This window comes from Roseovarius spongiae (genome assembly GCF_003651245.1).
GTDB classification, from domain to species: domain Bacteria; phylum Pseudomonadota; class Alphaproteobacteria; order Rhodobacterales; family Rhodobacteraceae; genus Roseovarius; species Roseovarius spongiae.
In genome coordinates this window covers 472365-497865 of record NZ_RAPE01000001.1, presented here as the reverse complement: position 1 = coordinate 497865, position 25501 = coordinate 472365, and the positions used below count along the sequence as shown (strand labels likewise).

Here is a 25501-nt window from a genome sequence, read left to right as displayed (position 1 = left end):
CGGGCACAAGATGAATCCTGTCCACGGTTTCTGTGGATAGATCTGCGGGTAACTTCGGGGGAGGTTCGGATTCTCTTTGTATTCGGCTGGTTTCCTTGAGTTGCCTAAATTTTGGGCAGATATGTAACTTATTGATTGCGATGTATATTTTTTATACCAATTGGCAAAATGCTGATTTCGCTAACAAATCTGTTACAATTTCGTGATCGCCCCGTGGCCGGTGCAAAACTTTTTGCTGCACCTGCGAGGTTCAGTTCCGATCACGCAGGTCGGGCGTGCGCCAGCCAAGGTGCTGTCCGCCGTCCACCAGCAGCATCTGGCCGGTCACGGCGCGCGCGCTCAGCAGGTAGCGCAGGGCTTCGGCGATGTCCTCGGCGTTCACGCCGCGGCCCAGCACCGTCGCCGCGCGCTGGGCTGCGAAGGCCGCCGCGTCCTGATGCGCGCCGCGCAGCGTCGGGCCCGGAGCGATGGCGTTGACGCGCACGCGCGGCGCCAGCGCCTGCGCCGCCGTCCGGGTCAATGTCCAGAGCGCGGACTTGGCCAGCGTGTAGGTCATGAAATCGGGCGTGAGCTTTTCCACGCGCTGGTCGATCATGTTGACGACAAGCGCCTGCGCCACCGGTTCTCCGGCCTCGTCCGCGATCGGCTCGGGCGCGTGCGCCGCGAGCGCCTGCGTCAACACGAAGGGCGCGCGCAGGTTACTCTCCATGTGCCGGTCCCAACTGGCGCGCGTGGCGCTGGCGAGCGTATCGTGCTCGAAGATCGAGGCGTTGTTGACCAACACCCGGATCGGCCCGCCGAGCGCGTCGGCGGCGCGCGGCAGCAGCGCGGCGGTCTGGTCCTCGTCCAGCAGGTCGGCGCAGAGCGTCACGGCATTGCGCCCCTGCGCGCGGATTCCGGCGGCGACCTCCTCGGCCGCGTCTCCGGACGTGGCGTAATGCACCGCAACGTCGCAGCCTCGGGCCGCCAGTTCCAGCGCCATCGCGCGCCCCAATCGCCGCCCCGCCCCCGTAACCAGTGCGCGCATGACGCCCTCCCCGTTGTCGTCCGTCAGTAGATCAGCACGAGGGTAACATAGACCACGTAAAACGCGGTCAGCGCGATCCCCCAGCGTCGCCCGATATCCCAGCCCTTGAACACGAAAGGATAGATCAGCACCGATGCGCCCAGCATGACCCAGAGGTCGAATCGCAGGAATTCGGGATCGACCGGAACCGGCCCGACCAGCGCCGCGATGCCGATGATTGCGAGCAGGTTGAACATGTTGGACCCGATGACGTTCCCGAGCGCCACGTCGGCCTGCCTGCGCAGCGCGGCCATGACGGTGGTCGCCAGTTCGGGCAGAGAGGTGCCCAGCGCCACCAGCGTCAGGCCGATCACGCTGTCGCTGACCCCATGGCGGGCGGCGATGATCGAGGCGTTATCGACCAGCAGATCCGCCCCGAGCGGCAGGCCGACAAGGCCGAGCACGAGAAAGACCATGATCTGCCACCAGGGCATGTCGGGGTCGGCGCCCTCGATCTCCTCATCGGGGCCCGCGGCGCGTTCGGCGCGGCGGTGATTGTGGGCGTCGCGGGCGAGGCTCACCATCACCGCCGCCAGCGCCGCCAGCAGCACCAGACCGGACCAGAAGGTGAAGACGCCGACAAAGGCCAGCGCAATGAATAGCGCCGAGGCGATCAGCATGAACACGTAGGTCTTGCGCGTGTCGCAATCCGAGCTGTGCAGCCGTGACAGGATCGCCGGGATTCCCAGCACCAGCAGGATGTTCGCCGTGTTCGAGCCGACCACGTTCCCGAGCGCCAGCCCCGGCTTGTCCATCAGCACCGCGTTGACCGAAACCAGGAGTTCGGGCGCCGAGGTGCCGAAGGCGACGACGGTAAGGCTGACGATCAGCGCAGGAATGCCCACCCGCAGGCTGAGATTCACCGCCCCCTTGACCAGCGCGTCCCCCGCCAGCAGCAGGATCACGAGGCCGAGCGCCGCAAGAGCCCAGGCCAGCATCTAGGTCTTTCCCTTCCGGCAGGGGCACGGCCCCTTGCCGATGCGGAACCGGCCGCAATTCTCGCATCGCGCCGAGGCCAGCCGTTTTTGCCCCGGGAAACGCAGCCGCCCGAACATGGCGAGAACCCCCATGCCGATCAGGAACAATGTGACGATCTTGACGATCATGGCCGTCAGAGCCCGAAGCGCGCGAAGTCCGCGCGCTCCTCGATGGCGGCCAGCGCATCCTGCGCGGCGCTTGCGCCGAAACGCGCGAACAGCCCCTTCTTGCGCTTGAACAGGCTGAGGCGCACGTCATCGCCGTAAAGCTCCTTGAGCTTGGGCACGAGATGCGCCTCGCCGTCGACGAGGCCGAGATTGGCCGCGCGCCGCCCGAGCCAGAATTCGCCTGAGAAGATGTCCTCGCCTCCGCGCAGCCGGTCGCCGCGCCGGGATTTGACATAGTCGATGAAGCCGGCGTGCATGTCGCCCAGAAGCGTCTTCAGCCGCTCGACGTCTTCCTCGTTCTCGGGCTTGAAGGGATCGAGCTGCGATTTCGACTTGCCCGAGGTGTAGACCCGCCGCTCGAGCCCCTGCCGGGCAAGGAAGACCGGCGCGCCGAAGCCTGCCGAGATCACCCCGATGCTTCCCACGATAGAGCCGAAATCGGTCCAGATGTCATCCGCCGCGCAGGCGAGCCAATACCCACCCGACGCGGCCACGTCCTCGACGAAGGCATGCACGGGGATGTCCTTTTCCTCGGCCAGCCGGCGGATGCGCGCGGCGATGAGCGAGGATTGCACCGGCGAGCCGCCGGGCGAATTGATCAGCAGCGCCACGGCCTTGGGACGGCCCTTGCGAAATGCCTTCTCGATTACGGTGCCGATCGCCTCGTCGCTGAGCGCGGCGCGCGGCCCCGACCCGATGGAGCCATGCAGGCGCACCACCGAGACGCGGGGAGATTGGGAAAACGGGGAAAAGCGTTTGATGGCGGGCCAACGGTTCATGCGCACCGATGTAAATGGCCCGCCCCGGACAAACAAGGCGCAGCGCCCGCCGCCCGCGACAAAATGTGCCGCCAAGGCATGGCCGGATCACGACTTGATCCGGTAACCGGTCTTGAAAATCCACCAGATCACCCCGAGGCAGAGCGCCGTGAACCCGGCGATGGCCAGCAGGCTCCATCCCACGCCCACGTCGGCGGCGCCGAAGAACGACCAGCGAAAACCGGACATGAGATAGACGATCGGGTTGAACAGCGACACCACCTGCCATGTCGGCGGCAGCATCGAGATCGAATAGAACGACCCGCCGAGAAACACCAGCGGCGTGATGACCAAGAGCGGAATGAGCTGCAATTGCTGGAAATTCTCGGCCCATATCCCGATGATGAAGCCGAACAGGCTGAAGCTGAGGCAGGTCAGCACGAGGAACAGCAGCATCGCGAAGGGATGCGCGATGCGCAACTCCACGAAGAAGAACGCGGTGATCAGGATCACGACCCCGATGATGAGCGACTTGGTCGCCGCCGCGCCGACATAGCCGATCACGATTTCGAGAAAATTGATCGGCGCCGAGAGCATTTCGAAGATCGTGCCGATGAATTTCGGGAAGTAGATGCCGAAACTGGCGTTGCTGATGCTCTGGGTCATCACGCTCAGCATGATGAGGCCGGGGACGATGAAGGCGCCGTAGCTGACGCCCTCGACCTGTTCGATCCGGCTGCCGATGGCCGCGCCGAAGACCACGAAATAGAGCGAGGTCGAGATGACGGGCGAGGCGAGGCTTTCCATCAGCGTGCGGAAAAAGCGGAACATCTCGTACTTGTAGATCGCCCAGATCGCCGGTCCGTTCATGCCGCGCCCTCCCGGATCATGCCGACGAAGATTTCCTCGAGGCTCGACTGCGTGGTCTGGATGTCGCGCAGGCCAAGGCCCGCCGCCGCCAGAGCCTGCAACAGCCGGGTGATGCCGGTGCCGTCGCCGCGCGTGTCGTAGTGGTAGCTCAGGCTGCGCCCGTCCGGGGCCAGCTCCAGGTCGTAATCGGCGAGCGAGGCGGGCACCGCCTCTACCGGTTCGCGCAGGTCGATGCGCAGCGTCTTGCGCCCGAGGCGCGTCATCAGCGCGGTCTTTTCCTCGACCAGCAGGATGCGCCCCTTGTCGATCACCGCGATGCGGTCGGCGATGGCCTCGGCCTCCTCGATGTAATGGGTGGTCAGGATGATGGTCACGCCGTCGGCGCGCAGCCCCTCGACCACGCGCCACATGTCGCGGCGAAGCTCCACGTCGACGCCCGCCGTGGGCTCGTCAAGGAACAGCACGCGCGGTTCGTGCACCAAGGCCTTGGCGATCAGCACCCGGCGCTTCATGCCGCCCGACAGTTCGCGGATGCGCGCGCGACGCTTGTCCCATAGGCTCAGCTGGCGCAGGATCTTCTCGGTCAGCGCGTCGTCGCGGCGCCGTCCGAACAGCCCGCGCGAGAAATTGACGGTGTTAATCACCCGCTCGAACGGCTCGAGCGCGACCTCTTGCGGGACGAGCCCGATCATTGCGCGCGCCTTGCGATAACCGGTCACGATGTCGTGCCCGCCCACTGTCGCGCGCCCCGAACTGGGCGAGGTAATACCGCAGAGCGCGGAAATCAGCGTCGTCTTGCCGGCGCCGTTGGGACCCAGCAGCGCGATGATCTCGCCCTGCTCGATCCTGAGCGACACGCCCGAGAGAGCGGTCAGCCCACCGTCATAGGTCTTGGTCAGGTTGTCGACATCGACGATGGCGGTCATGCGCGGCCCTTCTTCGCTCCGCGCGGACAGTAGCCGATTGTTTCCGTCGCGCAAGGCGCCCGCCCCGCATTTTCGCGCGGCATCTTGCGCACCGGCCCGCCGCGCGCCTAGGGTCGGGCGGAGAGTCGCGTCAGCGGGGGCGAAAGCGCCATGAGCACGCCGGAGATCGTTATCGTCGGAGCGGGCGCCGCGGGCGTCGGCGCGGGCCTCAAGCTACAGGAGCGCGGCGTTTCCTTCGTCATCCTCGAGGCCGCGCAGCGGATCGGCGGGCGGGCCTTCACCGACACCGCGTCGCTGAGCGCGCCGTGGGACCAGGGCTGTCACTGGCTGCATTGTGCGCGGGAAAACCCGCTGGTGGGCTGGGCAGACCGGCTGGGCGCGCATTACGCGCGGCAGACCCCGGACGGCCGCTACGCCGCCTGGCATGAGGGCGCGTTCCTGGATGGCGCCGCGCTGGCCGCGGCGGACGCGGCCATCACGCGGGCCTTCACCGCGGTCGAGGCCGCCGGAATAGCGGGGCGCGACGCGCCCATCCCCGAGGTGCTGCCCGATCTCGGCCGCTGGGCGGGAGAGGCAAACTGCTTGCTCGCCCTCATGGCGGGGGATGAACCGCGCGACGTGTCGGCGGCGGCCTATGCCGATTACGCCGACACTGAGGTCAACTGGCCGGTGCTCTCGGGCTATGGCGACCTGATCGGACGCATGGCGGCGGGCCTGCCGATCCGCACCGACGTGCCGGTGAGCCGCATCGAGCAAACTGCGACGGGCGCGCGGATCGAGACGCCGGAGGGCCGCATCGACGCGAAGGGGGCGATCGTCACCGCCTCGACCAACGTGCTGCGCGCGGGCGGGATCGCCTTCGGCCCCGGCCCGGCGCAAGAGTTCGTGGAGCGGCTGGAGCAGATCCCCTGCGGCGCCTACGAGAAGGCCGCCTTCACCCTGCGCGCCCTGCCCGCGGAACTTGAGGATGCGCTGTTTTGCAGCATCGAGCCCGGCGACGGCGAACCGGTGGTGAGCGTGCAGATCATGAAACACGGGCCAGAGCCTATGCTGATCGTGCATGTCGCGGGCGACGTGGCGCGCGACCTCGCGGGCGCGGGCCGGGCCGCGACGATCGACTTTGCGCGCGGCCACCTCGCCCGCGCCTTCGGGGCGGAGGTGCTGCACGCGATCACCGGCAGCGCGGCGACGGGCTGGACCTGTGATCCGCTCATCCTCGGCTCCTATTCACACGCGCGCCCGGGCGCTGCGCAATTGCGGCGCGACCTGATCGACGCCGACACCGGGTGCGTGGCCTTTGCCGGCGAAGCGCTGTCGCGCCAGTGGCAGGCCACGGCGCATGGCGCATGGGCCAGCGGGCAGGACGTGGCGGCCCGGCTCGCCCGTTGGGTGCGAAACTCGTGAGCGGAGGGCGGCGCGATGGTCATGACGGAGACGGGCAGCCGGCCCATCGCGGGAATCGTCTTCATCCTGGTCGGGACGATCGGGTTCTCGGTCAACGACGTGCTGCTGAAGTTCCTGTCGCGCGCCTACCCGCTGCACGAGATGACGTTCATCCGCGCGCTGATCGCGCTTTTCTTCTGCCTCGTGCTGGTGCGGCTCGAAGGCGGCTGGGGGCTGTTGCGGACGCGCAGGCCCGGGCTGCACCTGTTGCGGGTGACGATGGTGGTGGTCTCGAACCTCACCTATTTCGCGGCGCTCGCGTCGCTGCCCCTGGGCGAGGCGACGGCGATCTTCTTCGTGGCGCCGCTGCTCATCACGCTGGTGGGCATCCCCTTGCTGGGCGAAAAGGCGGGGCCGCTGCGCCTTGGCGCGGTGGTGGCGGGGCTGCTCGGCGTGGTGATCGTGGTACAGCCCTGGGCGGGCGGCGCGGCGCGCGACGCGCCCTGGTATATCTACCTGCTGCCGCTGGCCGGCGCCTTCACCTACGCGATCAACCAGATCCTGACCCGCAGGCTCGGCGCGGTGTCGCGCGCCTCGGCGATGGCGGTCTATATCCAGCTGGCGTTCCTGGTCGTCTCGCTCGGGTTCTGGGCGGTGGCGGGGGACGGGCGGTTCGCCCGGGGGCTGGAGGATCCGAGCCTGCTCTTCGTGCTGCGCGCCTGGGCCTGGCCCGAGGGGCGCGACGTCTGGCTGTTTCTCGCGCTCGGGGTGAACTCGGCGCTGATCGGCTATTGCATGGCGCAGGCCTACCGTTCGGCGGATGCGGGCGCGGTGGCGCCGTTCGAATATGTCGGCCTGCCGCTCGCGGTGTTCTGGGGCTGGACGATCTGGGCGGACTTGCCCACCCCGGTCGAGATGGCGGGCATCGCGCTGATCCTCGGGGCCGGGCTCTTCGTCTTCCTGCGCGAGCGGCAACAGGGGCGGCGGCTGGCGGCGCTCAGGCAGGCGCCGCCGCGGTATTGAGGCGCGCCGCCGCGCGCATCCCATGCTGAGCGGCGTGCGCGTCGTCGAGTTCGAGGGGCTCGGCCCCGCCCCCTTTGCGGGGATGATGCTGGCCGATCTCGGGGCCGAGGTGATCGTCGTTCACCGCCCCACGCCCAGCCCGCTGACCGGAGAGCAGAGCCTGCTCGACCGGGGCAAGCGGTCCATCACGCTCGACCTGAAATCGCCTGCCGACCTCGGCGTCGCCCGCGCGCTCTGCGATCGGGCCGACGCGCTGATCGAGGGGCTGCGCCCCGGCGTGATGGAGCGGTTGGGCCTTGGCCCCGAGACCTGTCACGCGCGCAATCCCGCGCTGGTCTATGGCCGGATGACCGGCTGGGGGCAGGACGGGCCGCGGGCGGATCAGGCGGGGCATGACCTGAACTACCTCGCCACCTCGGGCGCGCTCTGGCACGCCTCCGCTCCCGGCGAGCCGCCCTTTCCACCGCCCACGATGCTGGGCGATATCGGCGGCGGGGCGCTCTACCTCGTGGCCGGGGTGCTTGCCGGACTGCTTGCGGTGCGGGGCGGCGCGCCGGGGCCGGTGGTGGACGCGGCCATCGTCGACGGCTCGGCCCACATGACGGCGCTGCTGATGGCGCTGCGGCAGGCCGGGAGCATGTCGGCTCGGCGCGGCGAGGGGCTGCTTGACGGGCCGCACTGGGCGCGCTGCTACGCCTGCGCCGATGGCGGGTTCATCAGCGTGCAATGCGTAGAGCCGCAATTCTACGCCGCTTTCCTCGCAGTGCTGGGGCTGGACGACACCCCCGCCCTTGCCGAGCAGCACGACCCCGGGCAATGGCCGCGCCAGACCGCGCAGCTTGCCGGGGTCTTCGCCGCGGAGCCGGTCGCGCATTGGGCCGCGCTGTTCGACGGAACGGACGCCTGCGTCGCGCCGGTTCTGTCGCCCGACGCGGCGGCGCAGGAGCCGCATATGCGCGCGCGCGGCGTGTGGCAGGCGCCCGGCGGCGTCCTGCAACCCGCCCCCGCGCCGCGTTTCGACGGAGCGCGTCGCGACCCCGCCCCGGTCCCCCGGCGCGGTCAGCATTCGCAGGAGATCCGCGACGAGCTCGGGCGGTCCTAGGCCGTCGTCAGATCGAAATGGTCCCAGTCCGACCAGTCGAGCCCGTCCTCGGCCCGCACCCAGAGCGTCTGCGCACCCGGCGCCGCGTCGCCGCGGAACCAGATGTCCGACAGATCCGACGTGACATGGCCTGTCGAGGCGTCAACGACGCCCCCGTCGGCCCACCAGCTATGGCCGCCCTCATCGTCCCAGATCTCGATCTCCGCCGGGCTGTCCCCCTCGGGGTCGGTGAAGGTCCACACGTCGCTCAGTCGGGTCCATGCGTTCGGCGCCACCGTCATGTCCGCGACTTCGACATCCGGCGCGACGTTGGTCGTCACCTCGGCGGTCCGCCACGCGCCCGGCTCATGGGAATCCCAGGCGCGGATCCAGACAGTCTGAACCGCGCCCGGCGCGGCCTCTGCCTGCAACGCCACCGCGTCTCCGGGCCATGTCGTGTAGCCGCTGCTCGCATCGACGGTGACCCCGTTGACCGACCAGCTGTTCGCGCCGTCATCGTCCCAGAGGTCGAGCCGCGCGACCAGGTCGTCGTTCGCGTCGGTCACCATCATCAGCTCCCTCAGCGCGGTGGGCGTCGCGCCCGAAAGGCGCACATCGGGAAATGTGACCTCGGGCGGCGCGTTGGTGGTGAACTCGAACGATTGCCACGCGGTGGTGGCGATCCCGTCCGACACGCGCAGCCAGAGCTCCTGCGTGCCGGGACCGGGATCGGCGCGCAGGGTGATCGCACCCGAGGCATTGGCGACATGGCCGGCCGACGCGTCCACGGCGACGCCGTTGACCTGCCAGTTGTCCCCGCCCTCGGCGTCCCACAGCTCAACCGTCAGGGGATCGCCGTCCGGGTTCGTGATGCTCGCCACGTCGCCAAGCGTGAGGTGTCCGCCGCTCGTCACCGTCGCGTCGTTGACCGCGAGGGTCGGCGCGGCGTTGGTGGTGAGCGTGAACCCCTCCCATGCGCCGGGGCCGAATTCGTCGAAGGCCCGCACCCAGAGCCGCTGGGCGCCCGGCGCCGCGTCGCCGCGGAACCAGATGTCCGACAGATCCGACGTCACATGGCCCATCGAGGCGTTAACGACGCCCCCGTCGGCCCACCAGCTATGGCCGCCCTCATCGTCCCAGATCTCGATCTCCGTCGGGCTGTCGCCCTCGGGGTCGGTGAAGGTCCACACGTCGCTCAGTCGGGTCCATGCATTCGGCGCCACGGTCATGTCCGCGACTTCGACATCCGGCGCGGCGTTGGTCGTCACTTCGGCGGTCCGCCACGCGCCCGGCTCATGGGAATCCCAGGCGCGGATCCAGACGGTCTGAACCGCGCCCGGCGCGGCCTCTGCCTGCAACGCCACCGCGTCTCCGGGCCATGTCGTGTACCCGTTGCTCGCATCGACGGTGACCCCGTTGACCGACCAGCTGTTCGCGCCGTCATCGTCCCAGAGGTCGAGCCGCGCGACCAGGTCGTCGTTCGCGTCGGTCACCATCATCAGCTCCCTCAGCGCGGTGGGCGTCGCGCCCGAGAGGCGCACATCGGGAAAGGTGACCTCGGGCGGCGCGTTGGTGGTGAGCTCGAACGATTGCCACGCGGTGGTGGCGATCCCGTCCGACACGCGCAGCCAGAGCTCCTGCGTGCCGGGACCGGGATCGGCGTGCAGGGTGATCGCGCCCGAGGCATTGGCGACATGGCCGGCCGAGGCGTCCACGTTGGCGCCGTTCACCTGCCAGTTGTCCCCGCCCTCGGCGTCCCACAGCTCGACCGTCAGGGGATCGCCGTCCGGGTTCGTGATGCTCGCCACGTCGCCAAGCGTGAGGTGTCCGCCGCTCGTCACCGTCGCGTCGTTGACCGCGAGGGTCGGCGCGGCGTTGGTGGTGAGCGTGAACCCCTCCCATGCGCCGGGGCCGAATTCGTCGAAGGCCCGCACCCAGAGCGTCTGTGTCCCCGGCGCGAGGTCGGTGCGGAACCAGACGTCCGACAGGTCCTTGACCGCGTGGCCTTCGCTCGCGTCCACCAGCGCGCCGTCGGCCCACCAGCTGACCTGACCGGTGTCGTCCCAGAGCTCGAACCGGGTGAAGGGATCGCCGTCGGCGTCCGAAAGCGTGAGCACGTCGCTCAGCAACGTCCATTCGTTCAGCCCGCCGCGCTGATCGTTGATGGCGGCCTCGGGCGCGTGGTTGGTGCTGAGCACGAAGCGGTCCCATTCGCCAAACCCCGCGCCGTCATCGATGCGCAGCCACAGGTCCTGCGATCCCGGCGTGGCGTCGCTCAGGAACCAGATGTCCGTGAGATCCGAGGTGACGTAGCCAGTGTTTGCGTCGACCATGCCGCCATCGGCCCACCAGTTGTCGCCGCCCTCGGCGTCCCATATCTCGTAGGCGACCGGCGTAGGCATGGTGGCGAAATCATAGTCGAGCACATCCGCCAGCCGGGTCCAGTATCCCGGCAGCATCACCTTGTCCGCGACAAGGCCGCCGGGCAGCAGCTTGGCCACCACGCCGGGCATGTGAACCGCGCCCATGTCGATGAAGTTCACCACCGTGCCGTTGCCGAAATCGAGTTCGGCGAAACCGAAGGAATCGTTCCCGGCCCGCAGCGCGGCGCGGTCGATCTCGCCCTGTGTCAGTCCCATCTCGGTGAGGTCGAGCCCGTCGATTCCGAATTCGAAATCGATAAGAAGGTTGTAATCCTGCGCCGCGCGTAAGACGAACGTATCCGCGCCCGCGCCCCCCACAAGGTAATCGCCGCCCGGGCCACCGTCGAGCGTATCGTCGCCGTCCCCGCCAAGGAGGTTGTCGCCGCCGCCGCCGCCGATCAGCAGGTCGTCGTCGCCATTGCCTTCCAGCACATCGTATAGATCGGTCCCGTGGATCGTGTCGTTTCCCGCGCCCCCTTCGGCGCTCAGGCCACCGGGATAGGTCGTGGGGGCGAAGGCTCCGACAGACACGTCGCCGTGCTGTGCGAGGTTCCCGCTCAGCGTGCTGCCGAAGGTGTTCGCGACCGGATCGGCCGCCCAGTAATAGGCGAGGTTCGCTTGGCTCGCAGGATCGGCGAGGCTGTCCTGGCCCGCGAGCGTCCTCAGTTCGGCATCGCTCAGCGCGCGGTTCCAGATGCGCACGTCGCCGATATCGCCCTGGAAGACGTCATTGGTGTTAAACGTCGTGCCGGGCGTGCTGCCGTCCTGGTCCTGACCGAGCACGAGCAACCCGTCCGCTTCGATCTCGGTCGCGTGGGCTGTCATCTCTTCCCAGACGTTCACGCCGTCGATGAAGAGCGCGAGCGTTCCCGCCGCAGTGTCGAGCCGGAAGGCGAAGCGGTGGACGTCGCCGTCGAACAGCGCGCGCACGGGCACATCGGTGTCGATGGCCGAACCGTTGATCAGGACCCGGATCACCCGCGCGTCCGCGGGGCCGGTACTGAAAACGGTGAGTTCGTTCGTGCTGCCGTCAACGCCGTAGGAGAACCACGATTGCAACCGTGTCGCGTCGGTCGCGCGCACCAGCATCTCGACCGTCACCATCGCGGTCGGCATGTTGGCGAGTTGGGCCGATTGCAGCCGTCCGTCAAGCGCGGTGTCGTTAAAGGTGGCGAGGTTCCATTCCGGACCGCCGGGCAGGGTGACCGGCCCGCTGGCGAGGTAACCATAGATCAGATCGTCGCCATCGTCGCCCATGATGACATCCGGCCCGTCATTGCCGCCGCCGCCTTCGAGCGTGTCGTGACCGTTGCCGCCCTCGATCCGCTCAGAACGGGTGGTGCCGGTCAGCGCGTCGTCGCCAGCCCCGCCCGCGACGCCCTCGATGCTGGTGGCGGTGATGGTGCTGGTCTGCACCACCTCCTCCAGCCGGATTTCGAAGGAGGGAAGAGCCGGGTCGGCGTCGTAGTCGGCGCTCGTGGGCAGGGTGCGCGTCAGGTCGGAGGCGTCATTGGCATTCTCCGGCGTCATCTCGAGCGCGTCCTGCGGCGTGATCGACTGACCGCCGAACATGCGCACGCTCGTGTCGAGGCCGGCGCCGTCCCGCCAGACGGGGATGGTCACCGTGATCGGCACGTCGAGCACCATGCGCTCGGCCAGCTGGATCGCCAGATCGCCCGTCGCCGCGCTGAGGTCCAGAAGGTCGCGCCCGGCGCCGCCGTGGACCGTCGATGCGCCATTGCCGATCAGGATGCGGTCCTCGCCCGCCCCGCCAAGGACGGTGTCGTCGCCTTCGCCGGGCAAGAGCGTGTCATAGCCCTCATGACCGAACAGAAGATCATCGCCCTGCCCGCCCATCAGCACGTTGCCGAGGTCGTCGCCGATGATGACATCGTCGCCCATCGACCCGATCACGTTCTCGATCCGGACAAGCGTGTCATTGCCTTGGCTGCCGCTGCTGCTGCCGGTGTCGAGGTTGACGTAGACCGATCCGAAATTGCCGGTCGTCATCTCGCCGCGCATCCCGTCCGGGCGCGCGTTGGCGTAGCTCGCCGTGTCGATGCCGTTGTTTCCGTCGAGCGAATCGTTGCCCGTCCCGCCATGCAGCAGGTCGTCGCCATTGCCGCCCAGCAGCGTGTCGTTGTCACCATTTCCGAAAAGCTCGTCACTGTCGTCGCGCCCTTCCAGCCGGTCGCGTTCGCCCAGCCCGATAAACCGGTCGCCCGCGTCCGAACCGTAAAGGTTGGAGCGCGCGTTGGTGGCGCCGATCACTTCCTCGAACCCGGTGATGAGCCCCGAGTAGTTGGTCGCGCCCACGGTCTGCACCGAAGACACGTGGCCGGTCTGCGCGTTGTAGAACACGCTCGTCATCCCGGTGAACCCATCGCGCTGCTGCAGCGACACCCGGTCATAGCCGTCACCGCCGCGCACCTCGGACACGCCGCCTATGCGGTTCCCGTCGAAACGGCGCATCAGAAAGAAATCGTCGCCGTCGCCGCCGTCGAAATCGAGGTTCGACCCGGCGGCCGAGATGATGAACTCATCATCGCCCCCTTCGCCATAACCGAAGCCGCTCGCATCCTTGAAGTCGATCGTGTCGCGCCCCTCGCCGGCCCAGAACCCGATATCGAGCTGGCTGCCATTGCCGTGGCGCGCTTGCAGCAGGTCGTCGCCGCCGGCCGCGTGGATGGTGACGTCGCCGGTGCCGTTATGAAAGAAATCATCGTTGCCGTCGCCGAGGTAGAGCTCGTCGAACTTGGTCATCGACCCGGCAAAGATCTGTTTGGCACCCGATCCGGTGTCTCCGCCGTTCTCGTCGGTCAGCGTCTCGATCTCGAATTTCTCGTATGCGAAGAGATCGAACTGCGCCCCAAAGCCGTTGTTGACCTTCCAACGCGCGTTTTCGATCAGCCGCAGATCGAGGATATCGACCTCATCCCCGCTCGACCCGCCGCCATCCACCGACGTACCGCTTCCGGTGACATAGATGGTGTCGCCGCCCGATCCGCCGCGCACCCAGTCCGCGCCATTGGAATAGAGCGTATCGTCGCCGCCGCCACCGTCGATGATGGCGGTGTGTTCGTTCACGGCAGGCGCGCCATAGATCAGGTCATCGTGGTCGGACCCGACATACTCCTCGATCCCGAGGGCCGTGTCGGTGGCAATCACTGTGACGCCATCGGGGGCCAAATGCTCGACCGTGCCCGTCTCGGCGAAGATGCGCAGCGGTCCCGCGCTCACGAGGTCCGACGAGGTGATGTTGCCGCGCGGCGGGTAGATATCGTAGTTCGACTGCTGCGCGGTATAAAGCAGCCGATCATTGCCCGCGCCGCCATTATAGACCGCCGCGTCCCCGGCCAGAGACTCGCGCGCGATCAGCGCGTCACGACCGTCGCCCCCATTCAGCGTATCGCTGCCCGCGCCGCCGCGCAGGTAGTCGTCGCCGCCATTGCCGCTCAGGAAATCGTCGCCGCCGCGGCCGAAGAGGTAATCGTCCTGGTCGGAACTGATCAGAAGGTTGTTGCCATCGGTGCCGATCATCTCGGACGCCACGTCGAGCTGGACGATCGCGCTTTCGATGCTGTTGAGGTAGTCCACGTCGTTCGATGAGAACGTCCACCCCTCATAGGTGATCCCGCCGGGCGCGGCGCGCGGCGCGTCGAGCTTCACGGTCGCGAAATTGCCGCCAACGGGCTGATCCGCGTGGATCACGTAAGTATCGTGCCCCGCGCCGCCATCCACCGTGTCCGATCCGTCGAGCGGCGTGATCCGGTCGTCGTCCGCGCCGCCGAAAATCAGGTCGTTGCCGTTGGTCTGCCCGTCGGTGACGATTCCCAGCGCCTCGAGTTCCGCGCCGGTATAGGCGCCGTCATAGAACGCGAAATTCTCGATATCGAAGGCGACCTCGTAGCCCCAGTCGCCTTCCTTGTGGTAGAAGACGAAGGGCGCGGTGTCGGAAAACCGGGTGACGATCCAGTCGTCGAGAAGCCCCGGCAGGATCAGGAAATCACTGTCGCTGGCCCCGCCATGGAGCGTGTCGTCGCCGCCGCTGGCGATGAAGATGTCGAGAGCGTCCGTCGCGTCGCCGCCCGGCGCGCCTTCGACGCTGTCCTGCCCGCCGAGGCCGATCAGCACGTCGATCCCGTCCGCGCGCCCGTCGAGCGGCAGGTCGTTTTCGGAGGAGCCGAAGCGCAGTTCGGTGGTCGAAGCCGCGTCGAACGCGCCCACGACGTCACTGGTGATGTCGTCTATGATCCCGTCGATATCCGCGTCCCATCCGGGCAGGCCGTCGCCGATGAAGCCCTCGATCTCGTCGAAGACGGCGTCGATCCGGGCCGTCACCTCATCCAGCACCCCGTCGAGGTCGATGGGCAGCGCGCCGAGGATCGCGTCGCCGATCCTGCTCATGATGTCGGTGATCCCCAGACTGTCGAGCACCCAATCGATGATCGGCCCGACGGTCAGGTCATAGACCGCCTTGACCGCGTCGAGCGCCCACTCCACGGGTTTCACGGCGTTGTAGACTGCCTGAAGCGGCCCGGTCAGGAACGCGATCGACCCGTTGATCGCGCCGAACTGCACCGCGAGGTTCTCCAACGGGTTGAAGACCGACAGGCTGGGCGCGGAGGGGGATGCGAAGATACCGGTCAGATCGTCGATCTTGTCGGTTACGTCCATGTAGGTCTGGTTCAGCGGCACGAGGATGTCGTTGACCGGCTGGCTGGCGGAGTCGAGCGACGTCTCGAGCCCGTCGGCGGGCGTGCCGACCACGCCCAGCGCGAATCGCGTGTTGAAAACGCCGGTTTCGTATTCCGCGACCTTATGCGCCGTCAGATTCAGCCCGTCGCGCAGGTCGCCGATCTTGGTTTCCGCCGCGTCGAGCTTGTCGACGTAATCGCCATCCTCGATCTTCTGCGCCAGTTGCTTGGCGCGGTAGGTGACATGGGTGGCCAGTGTTTCGAGCTTTCCCAGAACGCCGTCGAGAAAGTCGGACACGAATTTCAGCGGCCCGACCTTTTCCGTCACCTTCAGGGTGAAGCGCATCGACTTGATCGTACTGAGGAACTTGTCGGCGCCATCGGCCAGCTCATCGACCTGTTCCAGCGCGGTCTTGGTCGCGCCGACCGCATCCTCGACCGTTTCCAGCCGGCCGTTCAGGTCGTCCAGATTGTCGCGCGTATCGCCGAGATTGAGTTGGAAATCGTGAAGTTCACTGCCGGTGGTCGTGGGGTCGGGCAGGTTCGAATCGTGGGTAATCAGGGTCATCGCAAAAGACTTCCGACTGAAAACGGGAATGAAAAAAGCAAACTGCCGCGTTTGGCGCGCAGGTGAAAAATCGCAAAAGTAATCCGGGCAGGGTAGACGATCAGAATGGATCGGTCACTTTATTTCTGACGCGGCGTCAGACAGACCCGCCCCGGCTTGGCGGGGCGGGTGTTCGCGGTCAGCGGTAGAGCGGCGTTACGCCTGCGGCGCGTCCGAGGCCATCACGCAGAGCAGTTCGAACATGATCGACGCCCCGAGGAACGCGGTGTTGCCCGAAGCGTCGAAGGGCGGCGAGACCTCGACCACGTCGGCGCCGACGATCCTGACGCCATCGAGGTGGCGGACCACCTCGAGCGCCTGAAAGCTGTTCGGTCCCCCGATCTCGGGCGTGCCGGTGCCGGGGGCGAAGGCGGGGTCCACGAAGTCGATATCGTACGAGACGTACGTATCGCCCGTACCGGCGATCTCGCGCGCCTCGGCCATCACGTCTGCGACGCCGCGGGTGTGGAATTCCTCGATCGGGATCACGCGGATGCCGACGCTGTCGGCGAAATCGCGGTCCTCGCTGTCGTAGGTGGTGCCGCGGATGCCGATCATGCAAACCCGTTTCGGGTCGAGCAGACCTTCCTCGACTGCGCGGCGGAAGGGCGTGCCGTGGGTGTATTTCGTGCCGCCGAAATAGCCGTCAAAGAGGTCGGTGTGGCTGTCGAAATGGATCATGCCGACCGGCCCGCTGGCGGCCACCGCGCGCAGGATCGGCAGGGTCGACAGGTGATCGCCCCCCGCCGTGAGCGGCAGAACGCCGGCCTCGATGACGCGGCGATAGAAGCCGGTGATCCGCTCCATGCTGTCCATGATGTCCGCGGGGTTGGGCGGCACGTCGCCGAGATCGGCGCAATTGGCCGCCTCGAACGGGCGCACGCCGGTGATGCCGTTCTGCGCGCGGATCATGGTCGAGAGGTCCCGCAACTGGCGCGGGCCGTGGCGCGGGCCGGCCCGGTTGGTGGTGCCGCTGTCCCAGGGCACGCCGATCAGGCCGATCCGCAGGTCGGCAAGGCGCGGATCGTCGAGGCCCACATGCGGCAGGCGCATGAAGGTGGGGATGCCCGCGAAACGGGGCAGGTCGAACCCGGAAACGGGTTGGAATTGCGAATCGCTCATGTCAGTCCTTTCTGCCGTGCCCGCGCGCTCAGTGCTGATCCTTGCCGCCCTGTTCCCGCATCAGGCCCATGATCTCCTTTTCCAGCGCGGAATACCCCGGAAGGTCAAGCACTGCCTCCTTGCTCGCGTAGCGGCGGCCCTTCTTGAACTCGGGCGTGATGATCCGGTGGACGCGGCCCGGATGGGCCGACATGAAGACGATCCTGTCGCCGAGGAATATCGCCTCCTCTATGTCATGCGTGACCATTACGGTGGTGGTGTTCGCGGCCTCGGCGATGGCGACGAGAAGCTCCTGCATGTGCCAGCGGGTTTCGGCGTCGAGCGCGCCGAAGGGTTCGTCCATCAGCAAAAGCGCAGGATCGTTGGCCAGCGTGCGCGCGATGGCGACCCGCTGCTTCATGCCGCCGGACAGTTGCGCGGGATAGGCGTCCTCGAACCCGGCGAGGTGCACGAGATCGATGTATCTCTGCGCCCGTTCGCGGCGCTCGTCCTTCGGGACGCCGTTTATGCGCATCCCGTATTCGACATTGCCACGCACGCTCAGCCAGTCGAAGGACGTGTAGGCCTGGAACACCATGCCGCGTTCGCGGTCCGGCCCGGCGATCGCGCTTCCGTCAAGCCGCAGCGCGCCGGTGGTCGGCGTCTCGAGCCCCGCGATCATGCGCAGCACGGTGGATTTGCCGCAGCCCGAGGGGCCGAGGATGACGCAGATCTCGTTCTCCTCGACGGTGAACGACGCCTCCTCGATCGCGAGGATTTCGCGCCCGCCCTTCATCGGGAAGCGCTTGGAGACGCGCTCGATAACCAGCTTGGCGGGGGCGGCCCCTGTGGTGGTCGCGTCTGTCATGTCAGGACCCCCGTTCCTGCGTGTAGGGAAAGAGCCAGCGGTGCAGCATGCGGAACAGGATGTCGAAGCCGAGGCCGAGGATGCCGATCACGATGATGCCCGCCATGATCTCGTCCGTGTGCAGGAACCGGCGCGCGCGCATCATCATCGCGCCGATGCCGGTGGTGGACGCGACGATTTCCGCGATCACGAGGTAGGTCCATGTCACCGCCAGCATCTGGCGCATCGCGGTGAGGATGTTGGGCATGACCGCCGGAAAGATGATCGTGCGCACGATGGTCCAGCGCCCCGCGCCGAGGGTAAGACCCGTTTCGACCAGTTCCGCCCGCACCTGCCGCGTGTGATCCATGATCAGCGTGATGAGAAAGAAGATGACGCCGATGATGAGCAGCGCGATCTTGGGCGTCTCGCCGGTGCCGAACCACATCAGCAGGATCGGGATGAAGGATGGCGCGGGCAGGTAGCGCCAGGCCGACACGAAGGGGTTGAACACCGCCTCCACGCTCGGGAAGGCGCCCATCGCGATCCCGAGCGGGATCGCCACCGCGCAGGCGATGGAAAAGCTGAAGACGACGCGCCACACGCTGATGAGGATGTCGGAGACAAGCCCGCGATTGGCCAGCATGTCCCCCAACGTCGCCAGCACTTCGTGCGGGGCGGGCACCAGCAGGTCATTCACCAGCCCGGCAAGCGACACCCCCTCCCAGACCGCAAAGAACAGCGTCCAGATCAGGATTCCCGACAGGATCGCCTGTGTGCGCGAGACCGGCTTGCGCAACTCCAGCCAACGCCGGCGCGCCGGTGGTCTTTTGGTATCGGACATCATGGGTTCCCGTGTTGCGCGCCCCGGTGCGCCGGCGACCGCATCTGCGGCCGCCGGCTGGGGCAGCCGTTATTCGTTCGCGTCCAAGGACTGGCGATACCCGCTTTCAACCAAGTCGGCCATCAGCGAACAATCGACCCCGGCGGCGGCGTCCACCGTCTTGGTCATCAGGCCGAGACGGATCCACCAGTCGTTGATCGTGGCGACGACCCCTGTGATCGAGCCGTTGCCGATCTCGAAGGGCGGCTCCCCTTCGAGCACGCCGCAGGCCTGCGCCGCCTCGTCGAAGTCGTACATGTAGATGCCGTCGTCGAGATACTTGCCGTTGGTCCCGATCACCGATTCGACATCCGCCAGCGGCCATTTGAGAAACTCGGCCATCGCTTCGTTCCCCTCGGCGGTGTTCTCGTGCCACCAACCCACCGCGTCGAAGCGCGCCTTGAGAATGTCGCGCGCGACGTCGCGGCGCTCGGCGACGAAATCGCCGTTCATGTAGATCACGTCCGTGAAGATGCCGGTGCGCAGCGCCTCGGGATAGGCGGTGTCGAAGGCCGCGCTCGAGCCGGGCAGGTTATCCATCACCTTGGTGATCCACGGCTCGTAGAGATAGGCCGCGGCCAAATCGCCCGACATCATCGGGCCGACCGCCTCATCGGCGAGCAGGTTGACCCATTCGACGCTGTCGAGCGGCACGCCCGCGGTTTCAAGGAACACGCCCATCAGAAGCTGGCCGATATAGGCCTGCGGCGCGCCGATGCGGTTGCCCGCGAGCGTCTCGGCGGTGATTCCGGGCGCCATGATGATCTTGTCCACGCCGTAGGACGGGTTGGCAAGGGCGACGTTGACCACACCGGTGCCGCGCTCGATCGCGAGCGGCGTGTAATCGCCGGTGCATTCATAGACGTCGATCTGCCCCGCGGCGAGCGCCGCGTGCCCCCCCAGCGGATCGTCGAAGAGTACGCTATTGATCTCATAGCCCTCGGCCAGCCCCATGCGCTGCGCAAGCTCAAGCATGGCGTAGCCCGGCCACGAAACGCACAAGCCCACATTGACCCGCTCCGCCGCCTGCGCGCCGGCCGGAGCCGTCATCGCCGCGACGCTGACGGCAAGCGCCGCCCCGGTTTTTCTGAACATCTGAAACTCCCCTTCCAATTGATTTATTTTTGTTGACTAAGAAAGTTTAGTCACTAAAAATTATATCTGTCCAGAAGTTTTTTTCCGAGACTCGCATCGCCGCTTGGCCTTCGAACCGGGGGCATGGCATGACGGGCTGCAAGGCAGGAGGTTCGATGCGCGTGGGATTGAGGAAACAGCAAAAGCTCGACCGCTCCAAGCGGATCCTCGAGGTCGCGCGCACCCGGTTCCAGAACGAGGGCTACGACGCCGTCACCATCGAAAGCATCGCCGCGGAAGCCGAACTCTCGGCCGTCACAATCTACAATTACTTCGGCACCAAGGCGAACCTGCTGCTCGAGCTGGTGAAGGAAAGCGACGTGCGCCTGATCGAACAGCTCCGCGCCCTCACCGACGATCTGCCGGACGAGATGATCGACGCGGTCGCGCAATTCGGGCGCATCATGCGTCACCACGCCATGACCTATCTCGCCAAGCGCACATGGCGCGAGGTTCTGGCGGCCAGCATCCTTCAGGGCGGCACGCAGTTCGGCACGACCTACCGCGAGCTTGACGCGGCGCTGGTGGTGGTGATGACCAAGTTGGTCCTGTCCTACCAGCGGCGCGGCGCGCTCTGCCGCAAGATCGACGCCCGCGCGCTCGCCGACACGCTTTACGAGATGCAGAACATACGGTTCTTCCTATTCATCTCGGACGACAACCAGGACGAAGATGAGGCCGACATGCGGTTCCGCCGCGACCTTGGCGTGATCTTCGCCGACAAGACACCGGACACCACTCTGCGAGGGATAAGATGACGCAACACGGATATGAAAAGGGCCGGCTCGACCTGCCCTTCGTCGGGATTTCCACCTTCGGCAAGAACCCCTACGTGCAGGACTGGGACGCCATCGACGCCGATGTGGCGGTCCTCGGCGCGCCGTTCGATTTCGGCACGCAATGGCGTTCGGGCGCACGGTTCGGCCCGCGCGGCATCCGCGAGGCGAGCACGCTGTTCTCCTTCGGGCATGGCGGCGCCTATGACCACGAGGACGACGTGACCTACCTGCCCGCCGACAAGGTGCGCATCGTCGATATCGGCGACGCCGACATCGTCCATACCGATACCGAGCAGAGCCACGCCAATATCGAGCACGGCGTGCGCAAGATCCTCGCCGCCGGAGCGGTCCCCATCGTGCTTGGGGGCGATCATTCGGTCAACATCCCCTGCATCAACGCGTTTTCCGATCAGGAGCCGATCCACATCGTGCAGATCGACGCCCATCTCGATTTCGTCGACGTGCGCCACGGGGTGCGTTACGGCCACGGCAACCCGATGCGCCGCGCGGCGGAAAAGGACTATGTCACCGGGCTGTCGCAGCTTGGCATCCGCAACGTGTCCTCGACCGCGAAGGACGGCTATGACGCCGCGCGCGAGATGGGGGCCGATATCCTGTCGGTGCGCCAGTTCCGCAAAGCCGGCGTCGAGGGCGTATTGAGCCGCATTCCCGAGGGCGCGCGCTATTACGTCACGCTGGACATCGACGGGTTCGACCCCTCCATCGCGCCCGGCACCGGCACGCCGAGCCACGGCGGGTTCCTCTATTACGAGATCCTCGAGCTGCTGGACGGGCTGGCCAAGCGCGGCGACATCGTCGGCATGGACCTGGTCGAGGTCGCGCCGGATTACGATCACACCGGCACGACCGCGATCCTCGCCGCGCAGGTGCTGATGAACACCATCGGGCGCATCATGCACAACCGCAAGGCCGGCTGATGGGGCGGGTCTCTTACGATTTCTCGGGCCGCACCGTGCTCGTCACCGGGGCGAGCCGGGGCATCGGCCTTGGCGTCGCGCGCGGTTTCGCGCGGGCGGGGGCGGAGCTTGCGATCCTCGCCGATGACGCGGGCGTGGTCGAGGCGGCCGAGGCGCTGACGCAGGAGACCGGGACGCGCGTCACGCCCCTGCGCTGCGACATCACCGATGCGGATCAGATCGACGCGGCGCTGAGCGGGCTCGACACCATTGACGTGCTTGTCAACAACGCCGGGCTCGAGCGCACGACGCCGCTCGCCGAGCCCGGCGCAGAGGTCGAGGACACGTTCCGCCGGATCATCGACATCAACGTGATGGGCACGTATCTCATGACGCGCCGGGCGTTGCCGAAGATGCAGAGCGGCGGGCGGATCATCCTGACCGCGTCGATCTGGGGCCGCACTGCGGTGGCCGAGTTTTCAGCCTATTGCGCCTCGAAACACGCCAATATCGGCTTCATGCGCTCGATCGCGCATGAGCTCGGGCCGCGCGGCATCAACGTCAACGCCGTCTGCCCCGGCTGGGTCAAGACCGAGGCGGCGGTGCTCACGCTCGAACGCATGGCGCAGAGCACGGGGCGCGCGGAGGAGGACCTGATGCAGGAGGTCATCGGCGGTCAGGTGCTAAGCGGGCTGCTGGAGCCCGACGACATGGCGGCGATCTATCTCTTCCTCGCCTCGGACGGAGCGCGCGACATCACGGGCCAAGCCTATCACCTCGACCGGGGCGAGGTGATGGCGTGACCGATCTTGTGGGGCGGAACGTGGTCGTCACGGGCGCCGCGCGCGGGATCGGGGCGGCCTGTGCAAAGGCCTTTGCGGAAGCAGGCGCGCAGGTGCTCTGCGCCGATCTCAACGAGCCGCATGAGACCGCACGGACCATCCGCGACGCGAACGGCAAGGCGACGGCCGTGCAATGCGATGTGGCGGACGAGGCTTCGGTGCGCGCCCTTTTCGAGCAGGCCGCCACCCTCGGCCCGCTTCACGCCGCCGTCAATTGCGCCGGGATCATTCACGAACGCCCCCTGCTCGACACGCCGATCGAAGAGTTCGACCGCGTAATCGCCGTCAACCTGCGCGGTTCCTTCCTGGTCGGGCGCGAGGCGTTGCGCGCAATGAGCGGGCGCAAGGGGCGGCTCATCATGGTGGCATCGGATCTGGCCTATTACGGGCGCGAGACGTTCTCGCCCTACGTCGCCTCCAAGCATGGCGTGCTCGGGCTGGTGCGTAGCTGGGCGCGCGAATTTGCGCCCGACATCCTCGTCAACGCGCTCTGCCCCGGGCCGATCGACACCGCGATGCTGGCGGCGGAACACATGACGCCGGAATGGCGCGAGAAGGAGCTGGCGATTCCGCTCGCCCGGTTCGGTCAGCCCGAGGAGATCGCGTCGATGGCGCTCTTCCTCGCGGGGCCGCACGCGCAATACATCACCGGTCAGGGGATCGGTGTGAACGGAGGGAGCATCATGCCATGATCCGAAATCCCGTGCCCTGGCCCAACGGGGCGAAATGCGCCGCCTGCGTGACCTTCGACATGGACGCCGACAGCCTCGTGCATATCGCGCACCCCAAGGACAGCCACCGCAAGGCGGCGACCACCTCGATGCTGCAATACGGCCCCGAGGTGGCGATTCCGCGCATCGTTGAGACCTACCGGCGAATCGGCATCCGGCAGTCGTTCTTCATCCCCGCATGGTGCGTCGAACGCTACCCGCAGGCGGTCGAGACGATCCTTTCGGGCGACAACGAAATCGGCCATCACGGGTATATCCACGAACACCCGAACGAGTTGGGACCGGACGAAGAGGCGCATTGGCTGGATGTGGGCATCGACATCCTGAAGCGCGCCACGGGCGCCGCGCCCCGCGGCTGGCGCGCGCCGCTTTACAACATGTCGGACGCATCCTGCGCGCTTCTGGCCGAGCGCGGGTTTTCCTATGACGCCTCGCTCATGGGCGACGATCAGCCCTACATGCTCGACACGCCCAAGGGGTCGCTGGTCGAATTGCCGACGCATTGGGGGCTGGATGACTGGCCGCAATTCGTGCAGTCGGACGATTTGGGTTACTTCGGCAACATCATGGCGCCCGAGACGGGATTTGCGCCCTATGTGCAGGAATTCGAGGCGATCCGCCGGCATGGCGGGCTCTGGGTCGCGGTGGTGCATCCCTTCGCGACCGGACGGCTGGCGCGCTGGGAGGTGGTGGCGCAGTTCCTCGAACGGGTGGTGGACGCCGGCGATGTCTGGTTCGCCCCGATGGAGGAGATCGCCGCGCATGTGCGCAAGGTGACGGAGGCGGGCGATTACGCGCCCCGCCGGGTTAAAATGCCGGCCTATTCCGGGCCGGTCTACGGTGACGCGGTGGCGAAATACGCCCCCTGACGGCGACCCGGCTCCAACGCGTCAGATGGCCGGGGGGCTGCAGTCCCCTGCCCGGCTTCTGTTTCATCGGGAAGCAGTATTCATTGCGCGCCCCCGGTTCAGCCTCGACAACCTCGCGGGCGGCGCGCACGGTCAGCAGCTTGCGCGCCGGGGGCCCATTGAGAGGGGCGCCCCGGCGCGTGGCGCGTCCGAAAATCCGGCTCAGCTCGCGGCGTTCGCCTTGCTTCAATCCGTTCAGCACCATCGGGCCGAGCAGGAGGGACTCGGCCATGCAGCCATTCGCAAACACGATCTCGTGCGCCGCGCAGGCGAAGTGAACCCAGATGATTTCCCGCTTGCCCCTCATGCGCCTGACGCCCGGCAACCCGGTGAGCGCTTTCGCGGGGACGAGGGCCTCGCCCGCGAAATGCTCGCAGAGTTGTCCGCCGCCGGCGAGGATCCGATGCTGGGGCGACACGACAAGATCCGCATGAGGGCGTCCCGGCCCCAACGCGCCTGCGGAGATCAGAACCGGCCTTCCATCGTCGGGCGCGCCATCGAGCGACTGACGGCTCGTTCGCAGCCAGAGGACCGGCCTCGGGCCATGATGTCGCCGGTTTGCAGCCTTTCCACCGCCTGCGCGCCGAGCGTGGTTTCGATCAGGGTTCCTTCGGCAAAGCAGATGACGTCCGAGTAGGGTTCGGAGCTTGACGAAACGCCATCGGCATTGTCCGCGCCGGAGCCGTCGAGCCCCTGCTGCGCGGTGAAGGTTTCGCCCGCTGTCGGCCCTTCGCCGGTCGCGTAGGTGAAGCCGACATTCTCTCCGTTTATGCGGACGACGTAGATTTCCTGCCCGCCCGCGTCGATCAGCGAAAATTCATTCTCCACCACCGAGCCGGCGGGGTACAGCGTGCCGTCGATCGTGACCGCCTGCGCCAAGGTCTGCGCGCCGCCGGTTTCGACATAGCCGTCCTCGAAATTTCCGTCGTCGTCGTTGATGTCGATCTGCGTCGGCGCGCCGCCGTTGAAGGTGAAGGTTTCCCCGATCCATGACGGCGACGAGGAACTGTACCCCGGCGACGCGGGATCGTTCGGCGTGGTGTCCGATGTCAGATCGCCGGAAGGAATGCCTGCGGGCGTGGTGTATTGCGACCAGGAGAAGATTCCGAGAAAGGGCATGGCGATCCTTGGCTATGGCGGTCGCGAGACTGCGCGAAACCCGTTGACGCGATGTGAAGGGGCCAAGATAGACCTGAAAAATTGTCTCGTTTGACGCCGCTCTCTGGACCAAAGCGGGGTGACTTCGTGTTTTGCCCCGAATCCGGCGACAATGGGCCGTTCATGCGCGCATTGTTTCCAGCAACCCCGCGACGGAATTTGACCATCCGTTAAAAAAATTCCCGCATCAATCCGCTTCCTGCGTTGACGGCTCCCCGAAAC

General features: G+C 66.8%; 20 protein-coding genes. 8 read left to right on the top strand and 12 right to left on the bottom strand.

Annotated features, from left to right (window positions below; all coding sequences use genetic code 11):
* Nucleotides 1–250: 250 nt before the first annotated feature.
* From D6850_RS02320 to D6850_RS02300, 5 genes are all read right to left on the bottom strand, one after another.
* Entirely contained in the window at nt 251–1027 is a 777-nt protein-coding gene (locus D6850_RS02320; protein ID WP_121163446.1) for an SDR family oxidoreductase, read from the bottom strand.
* Between the two features lie 23 nt (nt 1028–1050).
* Nucleotides 1051–2004 (bottom strand): calcium/sodium antiporter, encoded by a 954-nt coding sequence (locus tag D6850_RS02315; RefSeq protein ID WP_121163445.1) that lies wholly within the window; start codon nt 2002–2004, stop codon nt 1051–1053.
* 173 nt (nt 2005–2177) lie between these two features.
* A complete protein-coding gene (locus D6850_RS02310) occupies nt 2178–2990 on the bottom strand; it encodes a S49 family peptidase (RefSeq protein WP_121163444.1) in 813 nt (270 codons plus the stop codon).
* 87 nt (nt 2991–3077) lie between these two features.
* A complete protein-coding gene (locus D6850_RS02305) occupies nt 3078–3839 on the bottom strand; it encodes an ABC transporter permease (protein WP_121163443.1) in 762 nt (253 codons plus the stop codon).
* Nucleotides 3836–4765, bottom strand: a complete 930-nt coding sequence (locus D6850_RS02300) for an ABC transporter ATP-binding protein (RefSeq protein WP_121163442.1) — start codon at nt 4763–4765, stop codon at nt 3836–3838. The genes D6850_RS02305 and D6850_RS02300 overlap by 4 nt, the downstream gene beginning before the upstream one ends.
* A gap of 150 nt (nt 4766–4915) precedes the next feature.
* Between D6850_RS02300 and D6850_RS02295 the strand changes: the two genes are divergently transcribed.
* The 3 genes from D6850_RS02295 to D6850_RS02285 are packed head-to-tail and all read left to right on the top strand — an operon-like array spanning nt 4916 to nt 8273.
* Entirely contained in the window at nt 4916–6169 is a 1254-nt protein-coding gene (locus D6850_RS02295; RefSeq protein WP_121163441.1) for a flavin monoamine oxidase family protein, read from the top strand.
* 21 nt (nt 6170–6190) lie between these two features.
* Nucleotides 6191–7171, top strand: a complete 981-nt coding sequence (locus D6850_RS02290; protein WP_121165033.1) for a DMT family transporter — start codon at nt 6191–6193, stop codon at nt 7169–7171.
* Between the two features lie 22 nt (nt 7172–7193).
* Nucleotides 7194–8273 carry a CaiB/BaiF CoA transferase family protein gene (locus D6850_RS02285; protein ID WP_121163440.1) on the top strand — a complete coding sequence of 360 codons (1080 nt, stop codon included), beginning with the start codon at nt 7194–7196 and terminating at the stop codon, nt 8271–8273.
* Here D6850_RS02285 and D6850_RS02280 read toward each other — a convergent pair.
* The 5 genes from D6850_RS02280 to D6850_RS02260 all read right to left on the bottom strand — a co-directional run bounded on the left by D6850_RS02280 (nt 8270) and on the right by D6850_RS02260 (nt 19905).
* Nucleotides 8270–15940, bottom strand: coding sequence for a LamG-like jellyroll fold domain-containing protein (locus D6850_RS02280; RefSeq protein ID WP_121163439.1), 7671 nt, complete (start codon nt 15938–15940; stop codon nt 8270–8272). The genes D6850_RS02285 and D6850_RS02280 overlap by 4 nt on opposite strands.
* A gap of 195 nt (nt 15941–16135) precedes the next feature.
* The gene (gene speB, locus D6850_RS02275) at nt 16136–17101 is read right to left on the bottom strand and encodes an agmatinase (protein ID WP_121163438.1); all 966 of its coding nucleotides are present in this window, start codon (nt 17099–17101) and stop codon (nt 16136–16138) included.
* A gap of 28 nt (nt 17102–17129) precedes the next feature.
* Nucleotides 17130–17948 carry an ABC transporter ATP-binding protein gene (locus D6850_RS02270; RefSeq protein WP_121163437.1) on the bottom strand — a complete coding sequence of 273 codons (819 nt, stop codon included), beginning with the start codon at nt 17946–17948 and terminating at the stop codon, nt 17130–17132.
* Between the two features lies 1 nt (nt 17949).
* Nucleotides 17950–18771, bottom strand: coding sequence for an ABC transporter permease (locus tag D6850_RS02265; protein WP_121165031.1), 822 nt, complete (start codon nt 18769–18771; stop codon nt 17950–17952).
* Nucleotides 18772–18840: 69 nt separating this feature from the next.
* A complete protein-coding gene (locus D6850_RS02260; RefSeq protein WP_121163436.1) occupies nt 18841–19905 on the bottom strand; it encodes an ABC transporter substrate-binding protein in 1065 nt (354 codons plus the stop codon).
* Nucleotides 19906–20060: 155 nt separating this feature from the next.
* Here D6850_RS02260 and D6850_RS02255 point away from each other — a divergent pair, with 155 nt between their 5' ends.
* The 5 genes from D6850_RS02255 to D6850_RS02235 are packed head-to-tail and all read left to right on the top strand — an operon-like array spanning nt 20061 to nt 24082.
* Nucleotides 20061–20702, top strand: coding sequence for a TetR/AcrR family transcriptional regulator (locus tag D6850_RS02255; protein ID WP_166433969.1), 642 nt, complete (start codon nt 20061–20063; stop codon nt 20700–20702).
* Entirely contained in the window at nt 20699–21661 is a 963-nt protein-coding gene (gene speB / locus D6850_RS02250; RefSeq protein ID WP_121163434.1) for an agmatinase, read from the top strand. Before D6850_RS02255 ends, speB (D6850_RS02250) begins: the two co-directional genes overlap by 4 nt.
* A complete protein-coding gene (locus tag D6850_RS02245) occupies nt 21661–22443 on the top strand; it encodes an SDR family NAD(P)-dependent oxidoreductase (protein WP_121163433.1) in 783 nt (260 codons plus the stop codon). Before speB (D6850_RS02250) ends, D6850_RS02245 begins: the two co-directional genes overlap by 1 nt.
* A complete protein-coding gene (locus D6850_RS02240; protein WP_121163432.1) occupies nt 22440–23174 on the top strand; it encodes an SDR family NAD(P)-dependent oxidoreductase in 735 nt (244 codons plus the stop codon). Before D6850_RS02245 ends, D6850_RS02240 begins: the two co-directional genes overlap by 4 nt.
* Nucleotides 23171–24082, top strand: coding sequence for a polysaccharide deacetylase family protein (locus D6850_RS02235; RefSeq protein ID WP_121163431.1), 912 nt, complete (start codon nt 23171–23173; stop codon nt 24080–24082). Before D6850_RS02240 ends, D6850_RS02235 begins: the two co-directional genes overlap by 4 nt.
* Here D6850_RS02235 and D6850_RS19910 read toward each other — a convergent pair.
* Both D6850_RS19910 and D6850_RS19670 read right to left on the bottom strand, forming a co-directional pair.
* Entirely contained in the window at nt 24021–24644 is a 624-nt protein-coding gene (locus tag D6850_RS19910; RefSeq protein ID WP_425452367.1) for a Hint domain-containing protein, read from the bottom strand. The two genes, D6850_RS02235 and D6850_RS19910, sit on opposite strands and share 62 nt — an antisense overlap.
* The gene (locus D6850_RS19670) at nt 24587–25240 is read right to left on the bottom strand and encodes a Hint domain-containing protein (RefSeq protein ID WP_245964071.1); all 654 of its coding nucleotides are present in this window, start codon (nt 25238–25240) and stop codon (nt 24587–24589) included. Before D6850_RS19670 ends, D6850_RS19910 begins: the two co-directional genes overlap by 58 nt.
* Between the last annotated feature and the right edge of the window lie 261 nt (nt 25241–25501).